This window comes from Altererythrobacter sp. Z27, assembly GCF_052683155.1.
The window spans coordinates 1,602,894-1,626,845 of sequence record NZ_JBQYMC010000001.1; the positions used below are offsets into that span (position 1 = coordinate 1,602,894).

Consider the following 23,952-nt stretch of genomic DNA (forward strand, 5'->3'; position numbering starts at 1 on the left):
ATCTATTTCTTATTGCCTTACGCCAGTAAATTTCTTGGCTGTAATACTGCCAGTAAATTCGTATGTTCTCCGCGAACCATAGAACGTTGCATAACTTGAAATCGATTTGGGGCTTTCTTGGTACATATTGAGCATTTTCTCTGCCAACGCCCTCTGTGGGTTATTTACGTCTGCGGCAGCTCTCTCAAATCGACTGATATTATACGCGTGAGTTCCCTGCTGGTTGCCCGCCTGATCGACTGATAGGACGCTGGGCCTTTTTTGTGTCGACCCACCCTTCGCTTCAAAGACGGCATAACGCCCCTTGCCATCACTGACAATCATATCAACGCCATGCCCGCTGGCATTGGGCATGAAGCCTTCTATCTTTCCATAGCCAAGCCGTTCCGCCTGGCGGGCCGCATATATAATCCCTTTTGCCTCTTTAAACATGTTCGCCCTGTATTTAGGGGACTCCGAACGCATTCGCTTGGTGAGAATCCCTGCAACTTCATCTCGCAAGAGATCACGTGAGCTGGGGCCTGATTTGCCGATCCTGGCTGGCTTTGAGTCCGGGTCTACACCATGAGGCAAGTCTGCCCTTGCACTGCGAAGCCGCCCCAAGTGCCTGAGGTTTGGCGGCCCAGCAACAGCAAGTGCGGCTTGCATGGCTTCGCTGGTCTGATATTTTCCGGCCGCGAAGTTACCGGTAAAGTCACGCGCCCATCCATCTGCAGAAAGATATCGCCTGGCTTGCTCCAATTGTATTCCGGCTTCCCAAACATTGGCCGTAAATGTTATTTCGTCGATGGCATTAATGTCACCTTTGAGTGCCTTGTCAGCAAAATCCAACAGCTGTTTGCCGGCCTCGCGTGCGGCTTCGTATGTGTCGACCGGGTGGAGTATCGCATTCCCTATGCCTACCAATGCGCCTAGCGCTGATTCCCCTGCGCCGGTGAGAAGTCCGGTCCCATTCCCCCAGGCAATTCCAAGAGACGTGGCAGCTCTAGACTCAGGGCCGCCAGAATGCGCAAGTTCAGTGACCTCAGCGTGCAATTTCGCCGCTTCTTCGATTGCGGCCACAAGTGCCAGTCTTACTTCTTCAGTCTGTTCTTGCTGACCCAATGCTTCGATATAGATTTGGAGATCTTCAACATCCGCGCGTAGCTGACCTCTTCTGTCGAGAACTTCAGATACGTCCGCCACACCGTATTGGTTGTGGACCCAAGTACCGGTCTTACCCACGAAGTATGTGTGGAAGCCTTCGACAGCAAAGTTATAAACAGTCGAGGTCGATCTAACGGGCTCGATGGCAACAACCATGCCGAACCGCCCGTTGATATCGATGACATAGTCACCCGGGCTGAGCTTTCCTGCCGGTTGCCAGGCATAGGATTTCGGCCCGCTCGGACGTACTTCGTCCGCTGCGAACGCCAGATCTCCATCAGATCCGAAGGCAATAATGGGATCGGAAGCAGTGCTATCCTTTCCGATTGTGGCGATAGCGAAGGGGTGTTCCGGCGTCGCGCGGAACGTCTCTTCGCGATCCGGATAGGCTATGGTCAGATCAAGCGTTACTCTATCTTCGAAACGATAGAGTTCCATCACACGGCGAACCTGTACGCGATCGTCTTTGAACCCTTCATCACGCGAGTTCACCAGGTCGCCCACGCGAATTTCGTCGATGCGCTTCAGTCCCTTTGGCGTGTGGATAAGCGTTTCGCCGGTGAAGCAAGCCGAAGCCAATGATTGCAAAGTACTGGCAACAACATCTGGGATGGCGGCGATCACACCGTCTTTGAAACTGGTTCCCTCTATTGCGGATCTGGTTGCCGCACTTGCAATTGCCGAGGCGCTTCCTCTCAACAGGGTTCCAGTAGCCTCTGCAATTCTTTGATAGGCGTTACCCTCTGCTCCAACGGCTTTTGCAAAGCGATGGCCCAGTTCGCCAGCCTTATTACTAATTCCTGCGCCAACGGCGGCGCCGACTCCGGCAGCTGCGACGCCCGCCCAGCTGAATTTATCCTGAAGTCCGGTAGCAACGCCGATCCCTTGCGTTATCGCACTTCCTGCTGCACCTCTGACTCCAGCTGCCAGCCAGCTATCTCCGGGAATCTGGCCCAAGCCCGCACTTACAAGCGACCCGATGCCGGCCATGGCCACAGACTTCCAGCTAAACTTCTCCTGAATGCCGGTCGCAACGCCTACAGCCTGGCTGACGATGGAACCGGCCATGGCAGCGCCGGCGCCGATCGCGAGCGCCCCAGGCACACCAGCGGCGGCGACGAGACCTCCGGAAAGGACAGTTCCGATGCCCGCCCCCACGCTGGTGATAGTCGGCGCTATCGCAGCAAGCGCCGCCCCTGCCGTCACCACCGTCACCGCGATCGCGACAACAGCGATGAGGATGGCCCCCATCGTACCGCATTTCTTGCCCTTCGGCGGTTTAGGCGATGTGGACGGCGAGATATCGCCGATGGCTTCGCTGGGATCGTATGGCCGCGTGGTCTCGGCGTTGTGTGTATTCTTGGCAATGCCCGTTGGCAGGATCAGGCGCTGGCCTTCAATCAGGCCGGTTTGGGCCCCAAGTCCATTGGCCTCAGCAACCTTGTACCACAGCGATGAATCGCCCCACAGGTTTTGCGCGATTCCCTGCAGCGTGTCGCCAGCCTGGACTGTATATGAGCCGCCAGCCGAGCCCTGATAGTAGGAGTTGATGGGGTCATAGCTTTGCGCAAAATCGGCATAGGAGCGGGCGAACGTCTGATTGTTGCGAAACGTGCCCTGATTTTTGGGGCTGGCCACCTGGCGATCGGCAATTGAATCAGGCGCCGAAAGTTTTGACGTGCCGTTGTTGCCGGTATAGCCCATCTGCCGCCCGCCGAACCGGTACCACACCTCATGCGGAGATCCGGTTTGTTCCGAAGGCGCATTAGAGGGGCGGCTCTCAGTGCGGCGAATAATTTGGCCCAGTTCGTCATTAACGAACGTAACCGTGCGCGCCTTGCCATCATTGATGAAGGCTGAGCTAAGCCGCCCCATTCCATCATAGTTTAGCGTGGTCGTGTAGGTGGTCGACTGGCTGGTATTGGGCTGGTTGCTGATCGTCTTCTGCACCGCACCGTCGTACCACTCGAACGTGTTTATCGTGCTGGAGTACGTCCATTCTTCGGTGTTCACACGGCTCAATCCGCGCTGCGAAACCACCGAGCCCAATGCATAATCTGCACCGGTGCCATATTCGTAGGTAGTAGAGCTGGAATATGTCTTGCTGTCGCTCTTGAGAACGTAGCTAGTGTCGCTGGTGAGCTGGCTCTTGTTGTTGTAGACCGCCGAGCGGTAGAACACGATCTGGGTGCCGGTGGTGTTGTAATCCTGTTGTAGCGTCTGGCGCCCCATCACGTCATAGCTGAACTGGGAGCGGAGCATGCCCGAACCGACCGCGCCGGTTCCTTCAAGCTGGCGAATTTCGACAAGGCGACCGGCGGCGTCGTAAGTGTAGAGTTCCTTACTGTCGATGGTAACCGGGTTGTACTCATCGTAATAGGTGGTGGTCGTCGTAACCGAAGTACGCTGGCCAGCTACATTGTAGGAGATGTCCTGGCCGCCGTCGGCCATTCCGGGAACGTTGACCCCGCGGGTAATCACCCCGTTCACCAGCTTGCCGCGATTGGTCACCAGGCGGTTCATGCTGTCAAAGCGGAACCAATAGTCGGAAGTGGAAGGGGTTGCATTGGCCTGGCCGGAAGCAGCAAGCGTACGCCATGATGCCTGAGTGCGGCGCACATTGCCGGCCGCGTCATAATGGTGGGTGATGCTTGATGCCGGGCTGGTCGCCGTTCCGGCTTCCGCCCATGTCCTAAGCCGCCCGATCGCGTCATAGCTAGCGCTCTGGTTCTTCAGCAGTACGCTCGAGACGTCATACGATGCTTCATGCCAAGAGCCGTTGGCTTGATCCCACTCCCACCATTCAGGGGTCCCGGGATCGTAAGGATTGGACTCTGAGTACCAGCCTGCAGGAGTATAGACGCCGGTCTCGCGAGACAGCTGCTCGGTCAGTCGATTGCCAACCCGATCATAGCTATAGGTCGCAAGTTCGCGGTTCCAGCTGGAGTTCACTTGCCCGGCATTCGTGCTGCCGGTCCACATTTGCCCCACCAGCCCGGTATTGAGCCATGTATAGCCCGTCGCCAAGCCTCCCTTGACAAAGGATGCGAGGCGCCCGGCAGCGTCATATGTGTAGTTGGTGTCCCTGCCGCCCAGATCGCGGCTGAAGGTGACGCGGCCAAACAGGTCAGTCTTCTGGGTCGAGGTCCGGCCATTCGCGAGCGTGGTGGTCTCAATCCACCCGCCGAACGTGCCGAGACCGCCGGTGGCCATCCCTGCGTCCCAAACATAGGTGGCGCTTGTGGTGTCCCCGCCAAAGTTGCGGGTCGCGATCACCCGCCCCATGATGTCGTAGTCGGTTGTCTTGATATCGGGCGTATAGCCTATGACGGGGGAGATCCAGCGCCCGGTTGGCTCAGGTGAAGGGTTACCATCTAGAGGGTCTGGATCATATGGATCTTCAACCCACACCGGATCGCCGAGAACCGGCGTTTGGTGAAAATTGTTCCAATGCCTGAGCTGCCGCCCGAGCCCGTCATAAGAGTAGTAGTTGATATAGTCATCGGTGGTGGTGGCGGCGCTGCGCACCTCTTGGACCACCGTTACCCGGCCCATTCTGTCGAACGTCTGCAAGGTACGGAAACCGAGCTCGTCGACCAGCTCTCGCATGTCGCCGTGGATGTCGTACTTGAACTGCTTGATCCCGCCATCGGCATAGATGGTGCTGGTCACCAACGCCTCGCTGCCGCCATGACCGGACCCTGCCAGCAATGTAATCCGGGTTAGGTTGCCATTGGCGTCGCGCGAGGCGACCATACGGCCTGAAGCATCATAATAATAGTGCTCTGTCGGCCTCACCGCCGTCACGGTGCCGTTCTCAAGGGTGATCTCGACTGTGGGGCTCTCGCTCCTAATCAGCCGACCCATGGCATTGTAAGTGTAATCTATCCGCGCATTCAGTGCATTGGTTTCGTATGACAGCTCACCAAAGGCATTGTAGCCGCGCACGGTTGTCAATGTTTGCGCCGCGCCGCCGACTGTCAGCTGACGGCCTTCCTCGATGACCTGGGTCGCCATCCCCCGCTTGTCATAGAGAGTGTATGTCGCATTGACGTTAGTCTGACCGATCTGGTTGAAAGCAGCCTGGAAGGTGGTGGCGGCGCCAAACGCTGCCCCCGCGCTGGTGATCGCGATCGTCTGGTTGCCGTTCTTGTCGTAGCCGAGGAACTTCCAAAGCCCGTCGCCCGAACTGGTCGCCCAAACGCGTCCTGCATCATCATAACGGTTCTGCTGCTGCGTTACTCCGCCCACAGCAACGCTCACGACCTCGCCATGCGCATTGTAGGTTGTAACCGTCCTCGGCCCGTAATCGACCGACACGCCGTTGTTGTAGATAGCTAGCCAGTTGCTCGTCACCCGGCCGGCCGCATCATATCTCCGCTCCACAACATCGAAGCCCGCAGTATGCGTTCCGCTGCTGTTGTATCGAGTGTAGTATTCACCCGTCTGTCGCCCAGCACGGTCATACCAATAATAGATGGTCAGGCCATCGGTGATTACGCCCTCCTGCGCTTCGGCGTTGGTCATCCAGCGGAGCTTGCCGCCGTCATAGCCATAGGTGGTTACTCGCTCGGCGGCATTAGCGTTGCCGCGCTGGCGTGTCCGCGTGAGGTTGCCCAAGCCATCGTAGTAATAATCCACCGTTGGCGTCACGCTCGCGCCGGTATGATCGATGAACGCCTGGCGCGCTTCGACCATCAGCCGCCCGCCGACATCATAGGTATAGTTGACCTGATCGCCTGAAGCCTCGGTCTTGCGGGTTACCTGGCCCAAACCGTTGTAGAGAAAACTCACTGTCGCGGTGACCGTGCTGGTCCCGCCCGAACCATTGTGCACCACAACTCCGGTGCGTGCCTCGGTCAGCCGGTTGCCATTGAGATCGTAGGTAAAGTTGGTAACCCGGTCGAGCGCCGCATCGGAGGCTACCGCCGGCGGCGCCGTTGTGCCGGCAGCTGCCGCCTTGTTCCAGTAACGCCGCTCACTTAGGACATTTCCGTTGGCATTGTAGACCCAGTCGGTCCGGTATCCCTCACCATCGATCTGCGTCGTCTTGCGCCCGAGCAGATCGTAATAGGAGAAGGTCTGATTGCCGTTGGGATCGGTGACCTTCACTACATTGCCTACAGCATCATACTGATACGAAGTTTCGAGCGCTGTAACGATGGTTGCCCAGGAAGAGCCATTGAACACCCCGGTCTGGACCGCACCCACCACTGCGGTCGTCGCCAACCGCCCTAGCGCATCATAAGTGAAGATCGTCTCGCGATGGCCCCCAGCAGGCACCGCCGGAGCTTCTGCCCGCGATCCGCCATCAACCGGTACCGCCACCGATGTGTTGTAGACCCTGACGCTGGTCACATTGCCGCCGACATCATAGGCATTGGTCGTGTAGGTACCGACCGGACTGATCGTGGCCGTCACCCGGCCCAGATCATCGTAAAAATATACCGTCGATGCGCCCAGCGGATCTGTCATCCGCGTCCTGTTGCCACGCGCGTCATAGGTATAGGTCGTCACTGGCGCCGGGTAGCCGAGGAAAGCCTGACCAGTGGTGGAAACCATCCGGTTTGCCTTGTCATAGGCGAAAGTGGTCGTGTGCGCCTCAGCCAGGCCCGCCGCCTCGGTCACCCGCGTGCGGTTGCCACGCGCATCATAAGCATAGGTGTTGGTGACGCTTGCCGCCGCTAGCGTGCCGTTGCTGTTGTACGACCCGATCGGCAAGGTTTCGGAGGTCAGCAACCCACGCCGGTCATAAACATAGGTAGTGACCCCACCCAACTTGTTGCGCGAGGTTATGCGGTTGCCCAGCCCGTCATAAGTATAGGCCTCATAGAAGCCAAGCGCATCGGTCGTACGCGTAACACGGCCAAGCTTGTCATACTGGAAGCTGGTCACAGCGCCCGCCCGGCTAACCGTCGCCAGCTCGCCGAATGCGGTATAAGTATTGTCGATGTGGAGTCCCATCACATCGGTCGTGCGAGTGAGCTGTCCCAGCCTATTGTATATGCTGGTGGTCACCGCCCCGCGCGGATCGGTGGTCTGCACCAAATCGCCAAAGGCGTTGTATTGGTAGGTAGTGGTGCGAGCCGAGGAAGTCCCGGCTGCCTCGGTCATCGAGACGATCCGCCCATTCACGTCATAGTTGAACGTGGTTACCATGCCACGCGCATCGGTTGTGCTGGTACGGTTGCCATGCCCGTCATAGGCATGTTGGACCAACGCCTGCTCCGCCTCGCCAAATGCGGTATATTCGTGTGTGATCCGGCCCGCACCGTCATATTGATAGTGGCTGCGCGTCTGGTCGGCTGTGCCGTGCGCGATATAGATATTCGCGAGCGTGCCGTTCGCATTGTATTCCAACAAGGTGCGAACGCCCAGGCCATCATAGGTCGAGCTCACCCGCCCGGCAGCATCATACTCCCAGCGCGTATCCACCCAGGCACCAACTGCAAGGCTATTGACCTGCACGATCGTGGTCGCATCGCTAACACTGACCGGGGCATCCCAGATGACTTCACGGACCTTTCGATCCGCAGCATCATAATCATAGCGCCTTACATAACCTTCAGCGTCGATGCTGAACCGCAAAAGTCCGCTCGCTGTGTAGTAGTTGCGTGCGATCCTTGCCGCGGCGCCGCTGCCAGTCTGAACCCTTATGACTCTACCGCTGGTGTCATATGTGTAAGTCGTGACCAGCCCGAGTGGATCAGTGCTGGTCGCCAATCGTCCCGCACTGTCGTAAGTCAGTGCTGTGACCCGGTCATTGCCGTCGGCTACAATCGCGGATTTGACCGCGTCATACGTGTAATCAGCTGGCGTGATGGCAATCGCATGAACCTTGCTTGAGATCAGGTTCCCTGCAGCATCATAGTTAAAACTGGTAACCTGACCCGCGCCATTGACTTGATAGCGTAGTTGGCCCTGACCATCGTAGACGTAGCGCACCCGCCGGTTGTCGGCTTGAGCCGGATTGGCGCTCCAGCGCAGATTTGCAAGCGTCCCGGAATTCCAGAACTTCGACTCTGTGCGGGTGAGATAGGCCACTTCTTCGATCTTCCGGCCCGCCTGATCGTAAATGATCTCAGACAGATAACCTTCACCGTCGAGCATGCCGACCAATTGCCCGCTCCGATTGTAGAAGCTGCGGGTTACCTTGTCCCGTGCAGGGTCCAGGCCTGGAAGCTCAAATGTTGCTAGCTTGTATTTCTCATAATAGGTCTGGGCCGTATCGACTGCCGAAGGCGCGCGCCCTTCCTTCCACCCTTGGACCAGGAAATGGTGGAACGGATTGATATTCGCTGCCGCTACATCCGGATTCTGGGACAGATAGTAGTTGGTATCGAAAGCCACATTCGGCTTCCTTCCTTCGCGCCAGCCTTGCACACTGAAGTGCCAAAAAGGATCGACGCCCGCCGCAACAATATCTGGGTTGTTCTTGAGATAATAAGCCTCATCAAAACCGAGAGCCGGAAGCGGCCTATCTGTGCGAAGAGCGCTAAAGTCGGTTAAATCTGGAGGAGCAATCTTATAACTATTTATAACAGATTGATCGATTTTGTTTGCATATGATTTCGTGGAAATAATTCTTCCAGATGCATCATATTTAAATGTCGCAACCGATCCTGCGCCGTCGATACTGGCTACAACTCGCCCAACCGCATCAAAGACGGTCCACGACCAAATATCCGCGGAATTCGCTGCAGGGCGGAGATCGCTCATCTGCAATATGTTGTCCGGGTTCTCCAACTTGGTCAGATTGGCCGCAGAGATCGTCCCTGCATAGCGCACCTCCGCGATCACCCGACCGACCTGATCAAGCCGGTATTCGGTGAGTTGGCCAAGATGATTGACCTTGCCTACGAGTTGGCCTGCCCGGTCGTATACCAGAAAGTTCTTCGCGCCGGTCTCGTCTATCGTCATCCGCAAACGACCGTTCTTGTCGTAGCGGAACTGGCTCGCCCCGGTCACATCAAAATTGCCGCTGCCGACTGAACTGACCAGTTCGCCTGCTTTGTTGTAAGATTGAACGCTCGTATAGCCCGATGCCGACGTCACCGTCGTGGTTAGCGCTGCATCATTGAACACGAAAGTCGTAGTGCCGCCATGCACATCCGTGCTCGCGGTCATCCGTCCCAGCCCGTCGTAAAGGAAGCTCTCTGCCGCCTGCCCTTGCGCATTCCGCTGCAACAACCGCCCCGCTTGGTCATATGTGGTGTAGGCCCGGCTATAGCCTTCCGTCGCCAAGCCCTCTCCCGCGGCAGTAGCCTGGCCGTATTTCAGGACCTGTGTCTGGTTGCCACGCGCATCGTAGCTAAACACCGTAACCTTGGTTGAAGAACGGTCCGCCAGCGCATCGCGCCAGGCGTTCATCGTCGCTTCACTCACCACAGCCGAACCAACCGGATAGGCATGCTCCGGATATTCAATCGTGTATTGCAGCTCCCCCTGACTATTATAGCCGTACTCGATCACTCGACCGTCGCGGTCGATCGAATAACGCAGATGACCCTCGCCATCATAGGCAAAGCGCGAGTTCTGCTCGACACTGGAACTCGCCGCATCTGATCCGTATGTGCGCTCCCGAACCAAACGGTTGCCAGCATCATACCAGCGCTCAACCGTATTGAAGTTGGGATCGATGATCTTGGTGACATTGCCAAATTCGTCGTAAGAGTAGCGCGTGACCTTGCCGGCGGCATCGGTGACACTCACCAAATTGCCGTCTACATCATATGCGAACTGCACCACCTGGGCAGCCGCACCGACAAAGGCGGGCGGCGCGGTGATCTTCGTAAGTTGACCTGCCGCATCATAGTCAAGCCGCGTCACTTGCCCGTCAGGCCCTGTAACGCTGGTAAAGCCGCTACCGTAGGACAGGCTAGTTACCCTCACATCGCCTGCCGCGACCTGCTGGGTCACACTGCTCACCCGGCCCGAGCCGTCATAGGCAATATCGACCTGCGACCCATCTTTCTGCAGGATGCGTGTTACCCGCCCGGAACCATCATAGGTGTACCGGGTCCAGTATGATTGCACGAGGTCAGGGGAGAGGTTGTCATCGGGCGTCAGGTCGACGCGCACCTGGCTCAGCTTGCCATCTGTATAATCATACCATGTACGGGACAAAGTCTTCGCGGTGCCGGTCGCGATATCCGTATAACCCGTCGTGATCCGCGTAATGGCATTGCCTGACCAGGTATACTGGAGCCACTCGCCATTGGCGGTCATCACCTTGTCGAGTAAATCGCTCCCCGCCCGGTAACTAAACGTGAGCTTGTTGCCGTCCGTGTCACGCCGTTCGACCAGTCGCCACTCGCTCGCGCTGCCTGCAGACGCGGCATAAGTCTCAGCCACCTGGCTGTCGCCGTCAGTCCACATCCACGTATCGCCGGAGCCCCGCTCCAGCCGGTCATGCGCGCCAGACCCATCGGTGGTCCAGTAGGCCGAAATACCGCCGCGGGTGCCCCAAGCATAGGTAACAATTGAGCCATCCGAGCTCAGCCGTTTCACCGTACTCCCGGCCGCAGACAGGGTCCCAGTCAGGCCATAAATTCGCTGCGTCGTCGATTGCTGCCAGCGGTCACCATTGTCCCGGTCATCGCTCAATTGGCCCAAGCTGTTATAGGTCCGCAAAATCCCGGCATCGAGGCCGCGGCCGATCAAGAACTCGTCCTGGCGCGACAATACCAGATTGCCTGTCGCCGCGTTGACCGACATCCCCTCGCCGCCGCGCCCGAAAAATGCCGATCCCAATTGACCGGCAGAGCCCAGCACACTCGATGATCCACGGGCAAAACCAGAACCCAATCCCGTGAATATCGCAACCATCCCAAGAACCCTCAAATGAAGAAACACAAAACTTCGATTGGCAAATCCCACCAACCGCCGAAAAGTTTAGGAAAATTTCTGGGAAACGTTCCGCCCGATAGATTGGGCGCAGTTCGACTGTTCACGAAATGGGCAGGGCATTTGCTGCCATCGAAGGTTAGGTATCGGTCGCGGCAGGACAGTTCGACGACTTAAGAGGAAAGTGGATTTCTGCTGGCTTGCCTCTGCACTGCCTGAGATCTGGTATTGATCTTGAGAACAAGGTTAGGGCGGCGCGGAATACCAATTTTCTGCGCCGCTGCCGGGCCAAATCAACGCCCAGGCGAGCGATTTAGACGCAGTGGCAGTCTGTTAAGATTGATTCTTTGCGTCGGCCGCGCGCGATTTGGCCGCGCGCGCGAATCCTGCGGAAGGACCCCCAAAAGCGCCCCCCGGTTATTCACGGATTCCATCAACCAGCCGCGAACGGACGCGAACAATTGCCCGAAATTTATCTATGTTTTTCAGTGGATTGTGCTTGGCCGGGCGTCACGGCGACGAAGCTACTGGTGCCCAGAAGAGGACTCGAACCTCCACGGGGTTGCCCCCGCCGCCACCTGAAGACGGTGCGTCTACCAATTCCGCCATCTGGGCACTCAATCGGGACGGTCATCAAAGTCCGGCCTGAGGTAGGCGCGGGCCAATAGCGAGTGCCGACGCACTCTGTCAACGCCAGAAAACACATCGTGCAAGCCGCAACGCTTGCGGCGCGCGGCGCATTGCGGCAATGCGCCCTCACACCAAGCAGAGCAATCAACGACGGACCCCCGATGGCCAAGACCAATCCTCTCGCGAACAAGCTCGTCACCATCTTCGGTGGCAGCGGATTCCTGGGCAATTATGTCGCGCAAGCGCTACTTGAGCGCGGCGTCCGGCTACGCATCGCGAGTCGCAATCCCGAGCGGTCGTTCAACCTCAAACCGCTCGCCAATCTCGGCCAGCTGCAATTCCTCCGCTGCGACATCACCAACGAAGCCAGCCTCACGGCAGCGATCGAAGGATCAGAAGCGGTAGTGAACCTAGTCGGCGCCTTCGGAGGCGATCTACGACGGTTGATGAGCGAGGCGCCCGGCGCAATGGCGCGACTGGCGAAGGCGGCTGGTGTGCAGTCCTTCGTGCATGTCAGCGCGATCGGCAGCGATGACGTATCGGAAGTCGAATATGCCCGCACCAAAGGCCTTGGCGAAAAGGCGGTTCTGGCGAACTTCCCCAAAGCCACGATCATTCGCCCGTCGGTGATCTTTGGCGAGGACGACAACTTCATCAACATGTTCGCCGGGCTGATCCAGATGCTGCCCGTCCTGCCCGTTTTCGGGCCCGATGCGCAATTGCAGGCGACCTTTGTCGACGATGTCGCCGAAGCGATCGCCGTGGCTTTGGAAGGCCCTGCCCGCTACGGCGGCAAGATGTTCGAACTGGGGGGACCTGAATCGCTTACCATGCTCGAAATCAACCACCGCATTGCCGCAGCGCAAGGTCGCAAGCGGTACTTCATCCCGATGCCCGATGGCGCATCCTCGTTCTTCGCCGCGCTTCCGGGCACGCCGATGAGCCGCGACCAATGGGCGCTGCTCCGGCAGGGCAATGTCGTTTCAGGCGAATGCCCCGGCTACAAGCAGCTCGGGATCGAGCCGCGCCCCTTGGGTCTGTTCCTCGACAAGTGGATGATGCGCTACCGCAAGCACGGGCGCTTCACGCCGGTTACAGGCGCCAGCGCAGCCTAATCTCCGCCTTCACCGCTCGAGGATTCCTCGGGCGGCGCCAGCATGGCAGCCGGTTCGACGATCAGGATGGCACCTTCGCTTCCTGTAATGCGCACCCGAGTGCCGATCGCGAGATCGGGGCCCTTTGCCAGCCATTCGCTGTCACCGTGCCTGATCCGGCCCGAGCCGCCGTCGAATGCCTGCGTCACTACCGCCGTGTCCCCCACCAGTCGCGTTCCGCGCCGGTTGAGCAAGGGGTCCGAGCTTTCGATCGGCGAATCCTTCAGGAAGCGGCGCGCGCTGAAGGCAGCGATCAGCGAGGCCGAAACGAAAACCACGATCTGAGAGGGAAGCGCGAGATCGAGCCCGAAAGTCAGCACGCCGGTGACGATCGCCGCCACTGCCAGCCAGATCAGGTAGACCCCCGGCAAAAGCATTTCGAGCGCGGCGAGGACCAGCCCGATGGCGATCCACACCCAATGCGCGTCGAGGCCTTCGAAAAGGTTCATCAGCTATCACCCGCCCGGGGCACGCTCGAACGCGGGCGCACCGGCGGGAGCGGCTGGCCCGAAGCCGCGCTCCCCGGCACGGTCACATCGCCGTCCCTCGAACCGATCGCTTCCTTCACCAGCTCGCCGATCCCGCCGAGCGAGCCGATCAGCTGGGTCGCTTCGACCGGGAACAGGATAGTCTTGGCATTGGGGCTGGTGGCGAACTTGCCCACCGCCTTGGTGTATTCCTGCGCGATGAAGTAGTTGATCGCGGCGCTGCCGCTCTGCGCGATCGCATCCGACACCATCTGGGTGGCGCGCGCTTCCGCTTCCGCGGCGCGTTCGCGTGCTTCGGCGTCGCGGAATGCGGCTTCCTTCTTGCCCTCGGCGGAAAGGATTGCCGACTGCTTTTCACCCTCGGCGCGCAGGATGCGGCTGGCGCGTTCACCCTCGGCCTCGAGGATTTCGGCGCGCTTGAGGCGTTCCGCCTTCATCTGGCGCGCCATCGCCTCGGAGATGTCATGCGGCGGGCGGATATCCTTGATCTCGACGCGCGTGATCTTCACGCCCCAGGGCGAGGTCGCGTGATCGACCACGCTCAGCAGGCGTGCGTTAATCTCGTCGCGCTTCGACAGCGTCTCGTCGAGGTCCATGCTGCCCATCACCGTGCGCAGATTGGTAGTCGTCAGCGCCATGATCGCGGCGTAGAGATTATGCACTTCATAGGCCGCCTTGCCCGCATCAAGCACCTGGAAGAACACGACAGCGTCCACGCCGACCATGGCGTTGTCGCGCGTGATGATCTCCTGGCCCGGAATGTCGAGCACCTGCTCCATCATGTTCACCTTCTGCCCGACGCGGTCGATGAAGGGGATGATCAGGTGGAGGCCCGGATCGGCGGCGATAGTGAACTTGCCGAGCCGCTCGATGGTATAGACAAAACCCTGCCGCACCACGCGCACCGCCATGATGAGGAACGTGACCAGCAGGAACAGCAGCGCAAGCAGCACGAATTCCATCGAATATTTCTCCTCAATATCCCGTTCGGGAGGAGACTACATGGCAAGCCCCCCGCTTCCAAGGGAAACCGGCCTGGCCAGCTTTCGAATTCCCATGCCCCATTGCGCGCCATGCAAGTTGATGAAACCCACACGAACGGCATGTCAACGAGCGGACAAGACGCGCGGGTTCCGAGGAGTTCCAACAGGAGGGCGCAACACCGCCCATACCGCACGAAACCCATGTAGGAAAACGGCCCGAGCGGGCCCGAAACCGCCCGTGGACTCGGCCGACACACAATATCCTGCGTTGCCCGGCAAAGGTGCCCACAAGCCCATGTTGGCACCCTTCAGAGGGCCAGCATACACCGGTTCGCCGCACGGAAGGCCCGAACCACCCCTGCAGAGGGTGCAATCAGGCCGGTTGTTAATCTGGCAGAAAGGTTGACCTGCACACCGAGCGGCTTCATGTCGTCATTGTGTGGCCCATATGCCGCACACGCTATGGAACGAGATGAAGGGGTCTGGCAGCCGGACACGCCATCCCGAGAACCGGCCAAACGAAAGGCCGCGGGCGCACAGAGCCGGCTGAAGTAGTTTTAAGGAGTAGCGTAATGAGTGTCATTTCCACCAGGCAGGGAGCCCTGTTCCTGCTCGCCGCACTTGCCGTGCCCGCAACGGGCGGCCTGTCGGCGCAGCAGAACGAGTCCGCGACCGCCGACAACATTAATGTGTATGGTTCGCTTCCGACAGATCTGTCCGGTCTGCCCGAAGGGCCCGATCTCGACGGCTTCATTTCGGCGCGCAACGGCAACCGGGTGCAGATCACTGTCGCAGGCGGCACCAAGACCGTGGTCAATGTCGGCCCGGCGACGGAAATCAGGACCAGCGGCGGCTTCCTGGGCCTCAGCCGCGAAAAGCTCACCTCGAGCTCGCTCATGAACGGCCTGCCGGTCAGCGTCGAAACGGTGCAATGGGAAGGCGGCCTCGTCGCCAGCCGGATCGCGCTCAAGGGCAAGGACCTGAAGACCGCTGCGATGATCCGCAACGCCACCGACCAGCGCTTCGGCGAAAACGAAGCAGCGATCTCGGAAAACCAGACCGCCATCGCCGAAAACGTTGCAGCCACCGAAGCGCTGCGCGGCCGCATGGGCGACATCGACAAGTACAACATCAAGGGCACCACCAACGTCTATTTCGACACCGGCAAGTGGAACCTCTCGCCGGCCGCCCAGCGCGACCTGTGCGATGCGGCCGCGAATGCCAAGTCGATCGACAACGCACTGCTGCTCGTGGTTGGATACACCGATTCCACCGGCAGCTATGAAGTCAACCAGACCCTCAGCGAACGGCGCGCGGGCCGCGTCGTGAATTTCCTGCAGCAGGAATGCAAGTGGGAACCCTGGCGCATGCTTTCGCCCACCGGGATGGCCGCGTCCGACCCGCTGGCTGACAACAGCACCCGCGAAGGCAAGGCGCAGAACCGCCGCGTTTCGGTGAACATCCTCGTCAGCAAGAGCGTTGACGATATCTAAGGCATGCGGGGTGGGCCCGGCCCACCCCCACCTTTTTCTGCTGGCAAGCCGCGCTTCGGCAGCCGGCAAACCTCCTTACAAGGCATCCCCGTAAAGCTTGAGCATTTCGGCCCAGGCGCGCTCCGCCTCGGGCTCGTTGTATGCGGGGCTGTCAGGCACGCACCAGCCGTGATCTCCGGCGAAAACCTCGATCGCCGCCTTGCGCCCCGCAGCAGAGGCCGCTTCGCGCAACACATCCTTTTCACCCGGCGCCTTGGCGTCGTCATCCTGCGCGATCGCGATCAGCAACGAAGCTTCCATCCGGTCGAACAGCTTGTGCGGGCTCAGCGGATAGTCGGGCCGCACCAGCCCGCCGCCGTGGAAGCTGGCCGCAGCTTTCACGCGCGCAGGAACCGCCGCGGCGGTCCACATGGTGAAAGGCCCGCCCATGCAATAGCCTTGCGTGCCGATGCCGCGCTTGCTGTCGACCTCGTCACGGCTGTCAAGGAAGGCGACCACCGCTGTGGCGTCACGCATGATCGCTTCGGCATCCAGCCTGGCGCGCATTTCGCGCGCGCGCGGCCAGCCGCCATTCCCGGCGAAATCGGCAAAATCCTGCCAGATCGGGGCAGGCGTATCGCGATAATACTGGTTCACCACAAGCGCGGCAAAACCGCGATCAGCCAGCCGCCGCGCCATTGCCTTCTTGCTCTCGCGCAGGCCCGCAATATCTGGCCACAGGATAACCGCCGGGGCCGGACCCGACGTGGGTGCGACCAACCACCCGTCCATCGTTCCGTCCGGCGTTTCGAAAGCGACCGGCTGCTCGGTCCATGCCGGAAAGCCCGGCGAAGTGACCACCTGCGCGCCGCTATCCGCCTGGCCCGATTTGGGCGTGCAGGCGGCAGCAATCGCGGCCATTCCGGTGGCGACGCCGAACTGTCTGCGCGTCAGCCCTTCGCGCGCCCATTTCTCCAGATTTGCTTCATCGCACATTTTTCCAGCTCCCATTCCCTGTCGGCGATCCTGCCCGCACTCTCATAAATGCGCAATGGACAGCGCAAGCGCCAAGGGGCACTCTGTCTATCGAGGGAGAGAACTCACGATGATGGCGAAAGGTTTCATGACCGCAGCGATCGGCGCAGTGGCATTGCTGCTGGCGGGCTGCGGAGAACGCGGCGCGGAACGTTCGCCGCTGGCGACCGAAGGCGTAACCGATGCGATGATCGCAGCGGGCGTAGGCGACGAATGGCTGACCTATGGCGGCGGCTATGACGAGCAACGCTTCTCGCCGCTCGACCAGGTTAATGCCGGGAACGTGTCGCAGTTGGGCCTCGCCTGGTTTGCCGATCTCGACACGGCACGCGGGCAGGAAGCCACTCCGCTGATGCATGACGGCACACTCTACATCTCCACCGCGTGGAGCATGGTGAAAGCCTATGACGCGAAGACCGGCGCGCTCAAATGGGAATACGACCCTCAGGTCCCGCGCTCCAAGCTGGTCGAAGTGTGCTGCGATGCGGTGAACCGCGGGGTCGCGCTCTATGGCGACAAGCTCTATGTCGCGACGCTCGACGGGCGACTGGTCGCGCTTAACCAGAAAACCGGCAAGGTGGTGTGGGATAAGCTCACCATCCCCAAGGGCTCGCACATGGCGATCACCGGCGCGCCGCGCATCGTCAAGGGCATGGTCGTGATCGGATCGGCCGGCGCGGAATATTTCACCCGCGGTTATATCGCCTCGTTCGACGCGCAGACCGGCGAGGAGCTGTGGCGCTTCCATACCGTTCCGGGGAACCCGGCCGACGGCTTCGAGAACGAAGCGATGGAAAAGGCCGCCAAGACCTGGAGCGGCGAATGGTGGAAGCTGGGCGGCGGCGGCACGGTGTGGGATTCGATCACTTACGATCCCCAGACCGATTTGATCTATTTCGGTACCGCCAATGCCGAACCGTGGAACCCGGCCTATCGCAACACCGATGGCGCGGGTGACAGCCTCTACACCGCGTCGATCGTGGCGGTGAAGCCCGATACCGGCGAATATGCCTGGCACTTCCAGGAAACGCCCGAGGATCGCTGGGATTTCGATTCCAACCAGCAGATCACCGTCACCGACCTCGAAATCGGCGGCAAGTCGCGCCGCGTGGTGATGCATGCGCCCAAGAACGGGTTCTTCTACGTTCTCGATGCGGTGACCGGCCAGTTCATCTCCGGCAAGCCCTTCGTCGACGGGATCAATTGGGCCTTCGGGCTCGATCCCGTGACCGGCAAGCCCGACGTCAATCCGGAAGCCAAGTACGAATTGACCAGCAAGCCGTGGATCGGCGTGCCGGGCGCAGTCGGCGCGCATAGCTGGTCGCCGATGAGCTACAGCCCGATGACCGGGCTGGTCTATATCCCGACCAACAACACACCGCAGTATTATGCGCACGATCCGAACTGGGAGCCGGGAGAGACCGGGTTCCAGCTGGGCATCGACGTGAGCGGCGGCAACATCCCGGCAGACAAGGCCGTGCGCGAAGCGACCAAGGAAGCGCTCAACGGCGCCTTGGTCGCCTTCGACCCGGTGGCCGGCGAAGTGCGCTGGAAGGTGCCGCAGCCGAGCCCGACCAATGGCGGGACGCTGGCGACCGCAGGGAACCTAGTGTTCCAGGGCACGTCCACGGGCGAATTCCGCGCCTACACCGCCGATACGGGCAAGCAACTGTGGTCGTTCGAAACCCAGAGCGGCGTGCTCGCCGCGCCGATGACCTATGCCATCGACGGCGAGCAATATGTCGCCGTGCTGGTGGGCTGGGGCGGCGTGTGGGACGTGTCCGCAGGCAGGCTGGGCGGCGGGATCACGCCCAACATCAGCCGCCTGATGGTGTTCAAGCTGGGCGCCGACGGCAAGCTGCCACCGCTCAAGCCGACGCCAGCCCTGGTGCTCGATCCGCCGGCTCCGGCAGGTACGCCAGAGCAGATCGCCCTCGGCGAAAAGCTCTACAGCAACAGCTGCAGCGTCTGCCATGGCATCTCTGCGGTAGCGGGCAGCCTCAATCCGGACCTGCGCCATTCGGCCACGCTCAGCAAGAAGGACCTGTGGCAACAAGTCGTCCATGACGGACTGCTGGCGGACAACGGCATGGTTGCGTGGAAGGACCAGTTCAGCCGCGACCAGATCGAAGCGATGCGGCTCTACGTGCTCAAGCGCGCCAATGAGGACAAGGCGCTCGAAGGGAAATAAGGCAGCGGGCGGCGCGAGTGGCGCCGCCTAGCCCCTGAACACCACCGTGCGGGTGCCGTTCACAAGCACCCGTTCTTCCAGGTGCAGCCGCACCGCTTCGGCGAGCACGCGGCGCTCGATATCGCGGCCCTTGCGCACCAGCTCTTCCGGGCTGTCGGCATGGGTGATCGGCTCGACATCCTGGTGGATGATCGGCCCTTCATCGAGATCGCGCGTCACGTAATGCGCGGTGGCTCCGATCATCTTCACCCCGCGCGCATGTGCCTGGTGATAGGGCTTGGCGCCCTTGAAACCGGGCAGGAAGCTGTGGTGGATGTTGATGCAGCGGCCGGAAAAATGCGCCGCCTGCTCGTCCGAGAGGATCTGCATGTAGCGCGCCAGCACCACCAGCTCGGCGCCGGTTTCCGTCGCAATCGCGCGCACCTGCGCCTCTTGCTCCGCCTTGGTCTCGCGCGTCACCGGCAAATGGTGGAAGGGCACGTCGCCGACATCGGTATGTTCGATGCTTTCGCGCGGGTGGTTCGAAACGATCGCCACCGGCTCCATTGGCAATTCGCCGATGCGCCAGCGGTAAAGCAAATCGGCCAGGCAGTGGTCGAACTTGCTGACCATGATCAGCACCCGGCGCGCCCGGTCGCGCAGCGCCAGCTTCCATTCCATGCCATGCTCGGCCGCGAGCGGAGCGAATGCCTCGCGGATCGCTTCGCGCTGGAGAGCGCCCGGATCGAATTCGACCCGCATGAAGAAGCGGTCACTCTCGCGGTCGTTGAACTGCTGCGCCTCTAGCACATTGCCGCCGCGCTCGAACAGGAAGGAGGTCACCCTTGCGGTGATCCCCGGCCGGTCGGCGCAACTAAGCGTGAGGACGAGCGGTTCGGCCATGTCAGCGGCGCGTCAGCGCTTCCTCGCTTTCGGCCATCAGCGCCTGGATGATGTCCGCCACCGGCTCTTCCGCCTTGACCATGCCGACCGATTGCCCGGCCATGATCGATCCGTTCTCGACGTCGCCGTCGATCACCGCGCGGCGCAGCGCGCCAGCCCAGAAATGCTCGATCTGCAGCTGGGCCTCGCCCATCTCGACTTCACCGCGATCCAGCAAGCCGGCGACTTCGATCTGCTTGGCCGTGAATTCCTCGGTGCCCTTGTTCTTGAGCGCGCGCACCGGGATCACCGGCAAGCGCGGATCGACCTGCACGCTCGCCACGGCATCGCGGGCCGAAGCGCGGAAGAAGGCTTTCTTGAAGTCGGGATGCGCGATGCTTTCGGTCGCACAGGCGAAGCGCGTGCCAAGCTGCACCCCGGCGGCACCCATCTCCAGATAGCCCGCAATCGCCTGGCCCTTGCCGATCCCGCCCGCGACGAAGATCAGGTGCTCGTCGGCCAGTTCAGGCAGCATTTCCTGCGCCAGCACGCTGGTCGAAACCGGGCCGATATGCCCGCCCGCTTCCATCCCTTCGATGACCAGCGCATCCGCGCCCGAACGCAGCAGCTTCTTGGCGAGCGCCAGCGTGGGGGCGAAGCAGATCACCTTGGCGTCATTCCCGCTTTCGCCCTTGATCGCCTCGACGCTGCCCTTGGGCGGAATGCCGCCCGCCAGTACGACATGGCTCACGCCATGCTTGCGGCACACTTCGATCAGATCGAACAGCTGCGGGTGCATGGTGATGAGGTTCACGCCGAAAGGCTTGTCGGTCAGCGCCTTCGTCGCCGCGATCTCTTTATCGAGCAGTTCGGGCGTCATCGCACCGCAGGCGATCACGCCAAAGCCCCCGGCATTGCTGATGGCGGAGACGAGGTTGCGTTCGGACACCCAGCTCATCGCGCCGCACAGGATCGCGTATTCGCAGCCGAGAAAGTCTTTGCCGCGCTGCATCAGGCGGCTGGTCTTGGTAAAATTGCTCATGGCGCGGGCGATTAGGGCCGATGCGCGCCTACGGCAAGCTTATCAATCGCGATACTCGATCCGCACCTTGCCCGCCGCCTCGGCGGCGATCCGCCGTGCATGGTCGGTATTGCCTGCCGCCGCCAGCGCCACGCCCATACGGCGATACGGCCGCGTGGTGGGCTTGCCGAACAGCCGCACATCGACCGAGCCGCCCGGCACCGCCAGCGCATCCGCCACGCCATGGAACTCGAAATCGGCGCTGTCGCGATCGGCCAGGATCACTGCCGAAGCCGAAGGGCACGCATGGATTTCGTCCGGGACCGGCAGGCCCATGATCGCGCGGGCATGCAAGTCGAACTCGGTCAGGTCCTGCGAGATCAGCGTCACCATGCCGGTGTCGTGCGGGCGCGGCGACAGCTCGGAGAAGATCACTTCCTCGCCCTTCACGAAGAATTCCACCCCGAACAGGCCCCAGCCGCGGCCCGCGCCGCCAAGGTTCTCGACCACTTTGCGCGCCATGTCCTGCGCCCTGGCGATTGCAGCATCGCTCATCGGCGTGGGCTGCCAGCTTTCCTGATAGTCGCCGCGTTCCTGGCGGTGGCCGATCGGCGGGCAGAAGGTCACGCCGCCCGCGTGGCGCACGGTGAGCAAGGTGATCTCATAATCGAAGTCGATGAATTGCTCGACGATCACCCGCTGGCGGTCGCCGCGCATATTGGCCACGGCATAGTCCCACGCCGCTTCCAGCCCGGCTTCGCTATCGACCTTGCTCTGCCCCTTGCCCGAAGAGGACATGACCGGCTTGATCACGCAGGGAAAGCCGGTGCGCTGCGCCGCCGCGCGCACTTCCTCAAGGTTCTCCGCATAGCGATAGAGCGATGTGGTGAGGCCAAGCTCGTCCGCCGCCACGTCGCGGATACGGTCGCGGTTCATGGTCAGCTGGGTCGCACGGGCCGAGGGGACGACGTTGAAACCTTCCGCCTCGAGTTCGCCCAGCACTTCGGTGCGGATCGCTTCGATCTCGGGCACGATCAGATCGGGCCGGTGCTTCTCAGCCACCGCGCGCAGTGCCGCGCCGTCGAGCATAGAAAAGACCTCGCTGGCATCGGCCACCTGCATCGCGGGCGCGCCAGTATAGGAATCGCAAGCGATGACGCAGGCTCCCAGCCGCTTGGCCGAGATGGTGAATTCGCGGCCCAGCTCGCCCGAGCCCAGCAGCAGGATCTTTGCAGTGAATGGCATGCCGCTGCCTTAGCGGCAGATTGCCGCGCCTCCAAGCGCCTGCACCTAGGTTCCGGTGCGCTGGCCATGCCATGGCGGCAAGGAGTCGCGGATTTCGGCGCGCCTGCCGCCCAGCGCGCGCGCCACCACCAGCGCACGTTCGGCATTGATCATCACCGCATCGATCGAACCCGCGATCGGGGCGATCCCGGCAGAGGCGCTGAGCCGCGTTTCGGCGCGCTGCGCGTCGCTCGAAAGCCCGGCGAAGGTGGCGAGGATGTCGCGCGTGATGTCGTCTGCCGCCGCGCCGGTGCACCCGGGCATAAGCACTGCGAAGCGATCGCCGTCGAGCCGCGCAAGGATGAAATCCTCGGGCAGAACGTTCGAGAGGAAGCGCCCGAAGGCCCACAGCATTTCCTGCGCGATGGCATGGCCGAAATTGAGCTTGAGCGAAGCGAAGCGGTCGATCTCGAAAATCGCCAGCGCGCCCGGCGCGCCGTGCACGAGCAATTGCGCCAGCATGGCATGGAAGGCGCGCCCGTTGGCAAGCCCGGTGACAGTATCGGTCATAGCGGCAGCGGCCAGCTCGTCTTCGAGCGAGCGCCGCCCCTCGACCGAACGCAGCAGGCCCAGTGTGCCGCTGATGCGGCCATCCTCGTCTGGCGCGGGGCGCAGGCTGAGCGAATACCATGCCGCCTCGCCCGATGGGGTGGACACGGGGAATTCGAGCCGACCGGCGGTCGGGGCTCGCCCCTTCAGCGCTTCATCATGGAAGGCGCGCACGGCGGTGGCATGCCCGGCCAAAGCAAGATCGGCGATATGTGGCCTGAACAGCATTTCGGCGAGCCGCAGCCCCAATGCCTCGATCCCACGCGAAGCATCCTCGATGAAGCCCCCCGCATCGGTTTTGATAACGATACTGCCAGCCGTTTCGGCCAACATGTCCTGCAAGATATCCCCGTATCTTGCGGAGAAATTTCCTGTCATTGCCGCTTGCCCCCCGGCTCTGGCGACCAACCCCCGCCAATCCGCCCTCGGCCAAGCAAATGAAGTTAGCTAACTCCCGGCATTACTTTGCGTCGATTACGCAGAACCTTAGTGTAATGCCGATATAGACTGTTAGTTTGTTCATTTAACTTGACTAAAAAACGAATCAACTTATGGTATTGTTTACCATATTATTCGGATTGCACAGCGATTCTATTGCAGGAATTGCCTGGCCCGTCGATCAAATCTCGATCAGGATGCGGACTTGCCTGGCGTCGATTCCCAAGACCCGGGCGATCTGTTCGCGGCTCGACTGGAGCAGCTCGGAAACGCCATCGGGGCGCTGCGCTTCAAGCATTTCCTCGGCATCGAGGCCCAGCACTTCGGCAATCGCGGGAAGGCGCTCGTCCACCGGGCGTGCCTTGCCCTTTTCCCAGGCCCAGACGGTCGGCTTGCTCACGCCCAGCCGATCGGCAACCTGCGCCAGCGTGAGCCCGCGCGCCTTGCGGCTCTGTTCGAGCCTCTTGCCCAGCGCCACTCCGCGCGCATTTGGGCTTTCTGCCCGCCCGATCAGCGGCGGAAGCGGTGCATCCGCCTTGAGCTGCACCGCACTCAATGCAGCAGCGCCAATCGGGCGCAGGAACCGGCAACCGAACAGGCTGCCGCTGGCCCAGACGACTTGCGCCGCCACTGCGCCTTCATGCGGCAGTTCGACCGTGAGTTCGGCACCGCTAGCCAGTTTCAGCATTGATTCGATCAGCATCCCGCCTTCGGAGATGTTGTGCAGGGTGACATTGGCCTGCTCGCCGGAGGCAAACCCGCCATTGGCCTCAAGGTAGAGGTGGCGCCTGTCATGGCTCCGCGCATCGCCCTGCGGCGCGTGCTGTTCGAGATGTCCCCTGATCGGAATCGCC

Annotated in this window: 12 protein-coding genes and 1 tRNA gene; 3 read left to right on the forward strand and 10 right to left on the reverse strand. The window is 61.0% G+C overall.

The features are described 5' to 3' along the window. Positions 1–9: 9 nt before the first annotated feature. Positions 10–10,974: a LysM peptidoglycan-binding domain-containing protein gene (locus ACUJ47_RS07880; protein WP_445537861.1), complete on the reverse strand. Its 10,965-nt coding sequence runs from the start codon at positions 10,972–10,974 to the stop codon at positions 10–12. 546 nt (positions 10,975–11,520) lie between these two features. Continuing rightward, positions 11,521–11,607: transfer RNA gene (locus tag ACUJ47_RS07885), tRNA-Leu, on the reverse strand. Between the two features lie 176 nt (positions 11,608–11,783). Here ACUJ47_RS07885 and ACUJ47_RS07890 point away from each other — a divergent pair. Further along, entirely contained in the window at positions 11,784–12,737 is a 954-nt protein-coding gene (locus ACUJ47_RS07890) for a complex I NDUFA9 subunit family protein (RefSeq protein WP_445537862.1), read from the forward strand. Here the strand turns inward: ACUJ47_RS07890 and ACUJ47_RS07895 are convergent. Then, positions 12,734–13,225, reverse strand: coding sequence for an NfeD family protein (locus tag ACUJ47_RS07895; protein ID WP_445537863.1), 492 nt, complete (start codon positions 13,223–13,225; stop codon positions 12,734–12,736). The genes ACUJ47_RS07890 and ACUJ47_RS07895 overlap by 4 nt on opposite strands. Then, entirely contained in the window at positions 13,225–14,226 is a 1,002-nt protein-coding gene (locus ACUJ47_RS07900; RefSeq protein ID WP_445537864.1) for an SPFH domain-containing protein, read from the reverse strand. Before ACUJ47_RS07900 ends, ACUJ47_RS07895 begins: the two co-directional genes overlap by 1 nt. A 593-nt stretch (positions 14,227–14,819) precedes the next feature. Here ACUJ47_RS07900 and ACUJ47_RS07905 point away from each other — a divergent pair. Continuing rightward, a complete protein-coding gene (locus ACUJ47_RS07905) occupies positions 14,820–15,740 on the forward strand; it encodes an OmpA family protein (RefSeq protein WP_445537865.1) in 921 nt (306 codons plus the stop codon). A gap of 75 nt (positions 15,741–15,815) precedes the next feature. Here ACUJ47_RS07905 and ACUJ47_RS07910 read toward each other — a convergent pair whose 3' ends face one another. Then, positions 15,816–16,715, reverse strand: coding sequence for a dienelactone hydrolase family protein (locus ACUJ47_RS07910; RefSeq protein ID WP_445537866.1), 900 nt, complete (start codon positions 16,713–16,715; stop codon positions 15,816–15,818). 109 nt (positions 16,716–16,824) lie between these two features. On the opposite strand from ACUJ47_RS07910, the gene ACUJ47_RS07915 reads away from it, so the two are divergent. Continuing rightward, on the forward strand, positions 16,825–18,945 hold the full coding sequence (locus tag ACUJ47_RS07915; protein WP_445537867.1) for a PQQ-dependent dehydrogenase, methanol/ethanol family: 2,121 nt from the start codon (positions 16,825–16,827) through the stop codon (positions 18,943–18,945). A gap of 27 nt (positions 18,946–18,972) precedes the next feature. On the opposite strand, the gene purU is transcribed toward ACUJ47_RS07915, so the two are convergent. The 5 genes from purU to ACUJ47_RS07940 all read right to left on the reverse strand — a co-directional run bounded on the left by purU (position 18,973) and on the right by ACUJ47_RS07940 (position 23,948). Further along, positions 18,973–19,827, reverse strand: coding sequence for a formyltetrahydrofolate deformylase (gene purU, locus ACUJ47_RS07920; protein WP_445537868.1), 855 nt, complete (start codon positions 19,825–19,827; stop codon positions 18,973–18,975). 1 nt (position 19,828) lies between these two features. Further along, positions 19,829–20,848 (reverse strand): NAD(P)H-dependent flavin oxidoreductase, encoded by a 1,020-nt coding sequence (locus ACUJ47_RS07925; RefSeq protein WP_445537869.1) that lies wholly within the window; start codon positions 20,846–20,848, stop codon positions 19,829–19,831. 42 nt (positions 20,849–20,890) lie between these two features. Continuing rightward, positions 20,891–22,072, reverse strand: a complete 1,182-nt coding sequence (purT, locus tag ACUJ47_RS07930; RefSeq protein WP_445537870.1) for a formate-dependent phosphoribosylglycinamide formyltransferase — start codon at positions 22,070–22,072, stop codon at positions 20,891–20,893. A 45-nt stretch (positions 22,073–22,117) separates the two neighbouring features. Then, a complete protein-coding gene (locus ACUJ47_RS07935; RefSeq protein WP_445537871.1) occupies positions 22,118–22,993 on the reverse strand; it encodes a GGDEF domain-containing protein in 876 nt (291 codons plus the stop codon). A 286-nt stretch (positions 22,994–23,279) separates the two neighbouring features. Beyond that, positions 23,280–23,948 (reverse strand): helix-turn-helix domain-containing protein, encoded by a 669-nt coding sequence (locus ACUJ47_RS07940; RefSeq protein ID WP_445538877.1) that lies wholly within the window; start codon positions 23,946–23,948, stop codon positions 23,280–23,282. Positions 23,949–23,952 lie beyond the last annotated feature (4 nt).

Bases quoted from the DNA above. Each gene is read 5' to 3' on its own strand.
- ACUJ47_RS07880 (WP_445537861.1), bottom strand. From the start codon at position 10,974: ATGGTTGCGATATTCACGGGATTGGGTTCTGGTTTTGCCCGTGGATCA.
- ACUJ47_RS07890 (WP_445537862.1), top strand. From the start codon at position 11,784: ATGGCCAAGACCAATCCTCTCGCGAACAAGCTCGTCACCATCTTCGGT.
- ACUJ47_RS07895 (WP_445537863.1), bottom strand. From the start codon at position 13,225: ATGAACCTTTTCGAAGGCCTCGACGCGCATTGGGTGTGGATCGCCATC.
- ACUJ47_RS07900 (WP_445537864.1), bottom strand. From the start codon at position 14,226: ATGGAATTCGTGCTGCTTGCGCTGCTGTTCCTGCTGGTCACGTTCCTC.
- ACUJ47_RS07905 (WP_445537865.1), top strand. From the start codon at position 14,820: ATGAGTGTCATTTCCACCAGGCAGGGAGCCCTGTTCCTGCTCGCCGCA.
- ACUJ47_RS07910 (WP_445537866.1), bottom strand. From the start codon at position 16,715: ATGTGCGATGAAGCAAATCTGGAGAAATGGGCGCGCGAAGGGCTGACG.
- ACUJ47_RS07915 (WP_445537867.1), top strand. From the start codon at position 16,825: ATGATGGCGAAAGGTTTCATGACCGCAGCGATCGGCGCAGTGGCATTG.
- purU (WP_445537868.1), bottom strand. From the start codon at position 19,827: ATGGCCGAACCGCTCGTCCTCACGCTTAGTTGCGCCGACCGGCCGGGG.
- ACUJ47_RS07925 (WP_445537869.1), bottom strand. From the start codon at position 20,848: ATGAGCAATTTTACCAAGACCAGCCGCCTGATGCAGCGCGGCAAAGAC.
- purT (WP_445537870.1), bottom strand. From the start codon at position 22,072: ATGCCATTCACTGCAAAGATCCTGCTGCTGGGCTCGGGCGAGCTGGGC.
- ACUJ47_RS07935 (WP_445537871.1), bottom strand. From the start codon at position 22,993: ATGTTGGCCGAAACGGCTGGCAGTATCGTTATCAAAACCGATGCGGGG.